This is a genomic window from Ruegeria sp. (assembly GCF_028066395.1).
In the GTDB taxonomy this organism is placed as follows: domain Bacteria; phylum Pseudomonadota; class Alphaproteobacteria; order Rhodobacterales; family Rhodobacteraceae; genus Ruegeria.
On the sequence record NZ_JALCBM010000021.1, the window covers coordinates 52,754 to 57,493 of the forward strand.

Genomic DNA, 4,740 nt, shown 5'->3' on the forward strand with positions numbered 1-4,740 from the left:
TGCCAATCCGCGACCGAACGCGGTTTGCCGGGGCCGGACAGCGACCAGTCCATCTGTGCGGGCACCGTGACCTCTTGCAGCCAGGGCTGGCCCGGTTGCCAACCCAGATGCGACAGCATCTTGCCCCCGGACATCAGCGCATCCGGGGCTGAGGTTTTCAGCGACACCGTGCCATCGCCATCTCCGTCCACACCGTTTTCCAGAATGTCGCGCGGCAGCATCTGGACCATGCCGATCTCTCCGGCCCAGGCACCGGTGGTGCGGGCCGGGTCGAAATTGCCTTGGCTGTACAGTTCGAGGGCGGCGAAAATCTGCGGCCGGAACAGTTCGGGTCTGCGGCAATCATGGGCCAGCGTCACCAGCGCGTTGCGGGTGTTGAAATCGCCCTGAACCGCGCCGTAGTCGGTCTCGAACGCCCAGAAGGCCAGCAACACACCGCGCGAGACGCCGTATTCCCGTTCAATCCGGTCAAACACCGCATCGTATTTGCGCGACATGGCCTTGCCCCGGTCGATCCGGTTTTGTGAGATCAGGCGACGGGAAAAGTCTATGAACGGTCTCTGAAACACGCCCTGCGCGCGGTCTGCCTTCAACACCGCATTGTCCTGCTGCACGCCCTTGAAAAAGGCGTTCACGGTGGATTTGTCAAACCCTTGCTGGACAGCCTCGGTCTTCAGCCCCTTGACGAAAGAATTGAACCCGCCACCGCATTGGGCAAGGGCGGGTGAGGCGAAAAGGGCGGCGGCCATCAGGCCAGAGAGAAAACGCATATGCAGGTCCGTCAGAATATGAAGTTAAGCCCAACCCACACCGACACGAGGCCAAGCGCAAGCCCCCAGACCTTCCAAAGCATGTCGCATGCGCGGAAAACTTCCCATGCTCCGATTTCGCGTGGGGCGTCGCCGTTGACCCAAGCCAGATCGCGCACCTGCCCGTCATAGCTGCGCGGCCCGGCCAGTGCGACATTCAGCGCGCGGGCCATGGCGGCCTCGGGCCAGCCTGCATTGGGAGAGATATGGCGGCGGGCGTCCGCAACCATCTCGGGCCAGCGCGCCCATTGGCGCGACAGGGCAATGATCATCAGACAGGTCAGCCGTGCCGGGATCAGGTTCAGTGCATCGTCCAGTCGGGCCGAGGCCCAGCCGAATTCGCGATACTTCTCAGTGCGGTAGCCGATCATGCTGTCGGCGGTGTTGATGGCCTTGTAGATCAGCAGCCCCGGCAGCCCGGCGATCAGGAACCAGAAGGCCGGGGCGATGACCCCATCGCTGAGGTTCTCGGCGGCGCTTTCGATGGCGGACCTTGCCACTTGCGCTTGTGTCATGTCCCGGGTGTCGCGTGATACGATCATGGCCACCTTGGCGCGTCCTTCGGGCAGGGACACACGTAGCCCATCCGCCACGGCGCGCACGTGATCGACCAGTGATTTCTGTGCCAGCAGGATGGCGCAGATTGCGACCTCGACCAGCGGGCCGAAGACCGCCAGCGCCCGGCCCAATATCAGCGCGGCGAGGACGAGCAGGATCGTAACTGCCACGCCCTTCACCCGCCGATGCGCGCCTTGGTTCAGGCGTTTGTCCAGCCATCCAATCCCGTTCCCGATCATCACCGCAGGATGGCGGATACGGGACCAGAGCCAGTCAGGCTCGCCCAAGGCAGCGTCCAGACACAGGGCGCAGACCAGCAGGAAAGGGGTGCTCACAACGCGGCCTCAAGCCGGGGCCAGCCATCTGCTGGCGGCAGGCCCAGCCGCAGGAAGCTGTCGGAATAGGGGAAGATGCGGCTCCAGACATGGGCGCGGGCCAGCCGATCCTGCCATTGCGCGGCATTGTCGACCTGATAGAGGCGGAACAGATCGGTGCCGCCAACCAGTGCGGCACCGGCAGCGGTAACCAGCCCATCCAGACGGGTGGCATTCTGCGCCAGACGGGCGCGGGTGGCCTCGGCCCAGTCTTGATCCTGCAACGCGCGGGCGCCAATCCGCAGGGCGGGGCCGGATACGGCCCATGGGCCGGTCAGGTCGTTCAGCCGCGCGATCAGTTCGGGCTGACCGATGGCAAAGCCCAGCCGCAGACCCGCCAGCCCCCAGAATTTGCCAAAGCTTTTCAGGACAATCACACCGGGCTGCCCCGCCAGATGGATCAGCGACGCATCGGGAGTGACGTCACAGAAACTCTCATCAATGATGGTCAGCGGGGCGTCAGCGTCTGAGGCTTGCCAAAGACGCCCATCGGGGTTGTTCGGATGCACGATCACGCGGGCGTCTGCCGGGCCATCAGACTGCACCTGCCAGCCTTGCGCGCGAAAGGCGGCGGCGTGTTCGTTATAGGTGGGCATGGTGATCTGCACCCGCCCCGTCGCGGCCAGCGCCGGAATGCGCGCGATGATGGCCGAGGCGCCGGGTGCGGGTAGAATCGCGGCGCCCTCGGGCACCTGCCAGAATTGGTGCGCGGCGGCGGTCAGCGCCTTGAACGCGCCGTGATCGGGCAGCTCTGTCCAGTCCGACGGTCGCAGATTTTCCACCGGATAGGGCAGGGGATTGATCCCGGTCGACAGGTCCAGCCAATCGGCGCGGTCGCCGCCAAATTCGGCCATGGCCGCATCCAGACCACCGCCATGGTCACGCGCGGCGCGCGGGTTCAGATCATTGAGTCGCTGCATTGCTGGTCTTTTGCTGAGAAACTGTCGATTTTCCCCGTTTCAAGCGGATTTTTGCCTTCTACACAAGCAAATCCGCGTGAGCCGGGCCCGCTCCATGCATTGTTAACACTTTGTTAACGAAATGACGTGATCACGGAGATTGGGGATCGGCACCACTCACCCTAGCCATGTGCCGAGGTTGTTGCAAATGAAAGTACTGATTGTTGAGAGTAACCCCGATCTTGGACGGGTTTGGCAACGGCATCTGCAAAGGCAGGAGGCCGAGGTGACGCTTGTGGAAACGCAGGAGGCCGCGATTCTGGCGCTCTATGGCACGGCGTTCGATATTATCGTTCTGGATCTGGTGCTGGAAAGCGGCAGCGCGCTGGCGGTGGCCGATTTCGCCAGCTACCGCCGCCCGGAAACGCGGGTGATCTTTGTCACCAACACCACCTTCTTCTCGGACGGGTCGATCTTTGCCCACAGCCCCAATGCCTGCGCCTATGTGCAAAGCAGCACCCCGCCCGAGGATCTGGCGGCGATGGTGGAACACTACGCCGCGGGGCGCTGATCCCGCCCGTGCGGCTGCATGTAGTCCAGGACCGGGTTCACGGGGATGATGCGGTGCGGATTGATGCTGTCGTGGCTGTAGTGATAGTGGCGCACGATGTGATCCATATTCACCGTCTGCGAGACGCCCGGCCACTGATATAGCTCGCGCGTGTAGGCCCACAGGTTTGGATAGTCGATCAGACGTCTGAGGTTGCATTTGAAATGCAGGTGATAGACTGGATCGAAGCGGATCAGGGTGGTGAACAGCCGCCAGTCGGCCTCGGTAATGCGGTCACCCATGAGATAGCGGTTGGTGGCCAGCCGCGCCTCAAGCCAGTCAAGCGTATCGAACAGGGGGTGAACGGCGGCCTCATAGGCGGATTGTGAGGTGGCAAAACCCGATTTGTAGACGCCGTTATTGATGTCGGAATAGATGCGGGCGTTCACCTCTTCGATCTCGTCCCGCATGGGTGCGGGCCAGTAGTCATCGGTATTGCCGGTGATCCCGTCGAAGGCCGAATTGAACATGCGGATGATTTCCGAGCTTTCGTTCGACACGATGGTCTGCTGGTCCTTGTCCCAAAGGATCGGCACCGTCACCCGACCGGAATAGGCGGGATCGGCGTGGGTATAAATCTGATGGGCAAAATCGGCGTTGAACAGCGGATCGCCGGTTGCACCGCTGTCATCGGTCTCGAACGTCCAGCCCTTGTCCAGCATGTCGGGATGCACGACCGAGACCTGGATGTGATCGCTCAGGTCTTTCAGTTCGCGAAAGATCAGGGTGCGATGCGCCCAGGGGCAGGCATGGCTGACATAGAGGTGATAGCGTCCGCTTTCGGCCTTGAACCCGTCCCGGCCAGACGGCCCGGCGCTGCCGTCTTCGGTGACCCAGTTGCGAAACTGCGCAGCGGATCGCTTGAATGCGCCGTCGTTTGATTTCGTGTCATACCAGCGGTCGTGCCAGACGCCGTCTACGAGCAATCCCATCGGTGGTCCTCCGTTCCCATCTTGCCCCGTAAGCTAGGGCACCGCCCGGCCCCTGCCTATCGTGTCCCACGCGCAGGGGGTCTGCACCGATGCACACCCGACGCTTGGGCTGTCTGGGCAACAGCTTATCCCATGCGTGGGCGAAGTGACCTTGTTCACTGGATTTTTACACAAGGAGGTCCACAATATAGGGAAGTCAGGGGGGAGTTTAGTATGAGTACCTATGTTTCAAAGGAAATGCGCGCTGAACTGGATGCCGCACGAATCGCCACATTGAAGAAAGCCAGCCGTTTGCGGGTGGAAATGGGCGACAATACGTTCAAAATCCTGTCATTGTGGAAAGACGGCTTCTCGGTCGAGGCCGCAACCACGCCCCGCCTGCGCGGGCTGGTCGATATCTATGACGGCGCCAACCATCTGTATCAGTGCCTGATCATCGCGGATGAGGAAGAAGCAGGCGAGATGCGGTATGAGTTCAAGCGCTCAACCGCCGCTGCCGACAAGGCCCCGCTGGATTTCTATCGCGATCCGGATGCGCCGATTGCGTTGCTTGGAACC

6 protein-coding genes are annotated in these 4,740 nt (G+C 62.0%); 2 read left to right on the forward strand and 4 right to left on the reverse strand.

Features of this window, described 5'->3' with window-relative positions; all coding sequences use genetic code 11:
* The 3 genes from MPJ51_RS09105 to cobD all read right to left on the reverse strand — a co-directional run.
* The coding region (locus MPJ51_RS09105) for a lytic murein transglycosylase (RefSeq protein ID WP_298385030.1) at positions 1–770 on the reverse strand (770 nt) is incomplete at its 3' end.
* Between the two features lie 11 nt (positions 771–781).
* Entirely contained in the window at positions 782–1,702 is a 921-nt protein-coding gene (cbiB, locus tag MPJ51_RS09110; RefSeq protein ID WP_298385033.1) for an adenosylcobinamide-phosphate synthase CbiB, read from the reverse strand.
* Positions 1,699–2,661: a threonine-phosphate decarboxylase CobD gene (gene cobD, locus MPJ51_RS09115; protein ID WP_298385036.1), complete on the reverse strand. Its 963-nt coding sequence runs from the start codon at positions 2,659–2,661 to the stop codon at positions 1,699–1,701. Before cobD ends, cbiB begins: the two co-directional genes overlap by 4 nt.
* Before the next feature lie 187 nt (positions 2,662–2,848).
* On the opposite strand from cobD, the gene MPJ51_RS09120 reads away from it, so the two are divergent.
* Positions 2,849–3,211 carry a response regulator gene (locus MPJ51_RS09120; RefSeq protein WP_298385039.1) on the forward strand — a complete coding sequence of 121 codons (363 nt, stop codon included), beginning with the start codon at positions 2,849–2,851 and terminating at the stop codon, positions 3,209–3,211.
* On the opposite strand, the gene MPJ51_RS09125 is transcribed toward MPJ51_RS09120, so the two are convergent.
* Complete coding sequence (locus MPJ51_RS09125) at positions 3,193–4,182, reverse strand: glutathione S-transferase family protein (protein WP_298385042.1); 990 nt, start codon at positions 4,180–4,182, stop codon at positions 3,193–3,195. The genes MPJ51_RS09120 and MPJ51_RS09125 overlap by 19 nt on opposite strands.
* Before the next feature lie 213 nt (positions 4,183–4,395).
* On the opposite strand from MPJ51_RS09125, the gene MPJ51_RS09130 reads away from it, so the two are divergent.
* On the forward strand, positions 4,396–4,740 hold a 345-nt coding region (locus tag MPJ51_RS09130), incomplete at its 3' end, for a hypothetical protein (RefSeq protein WP_298385045.1).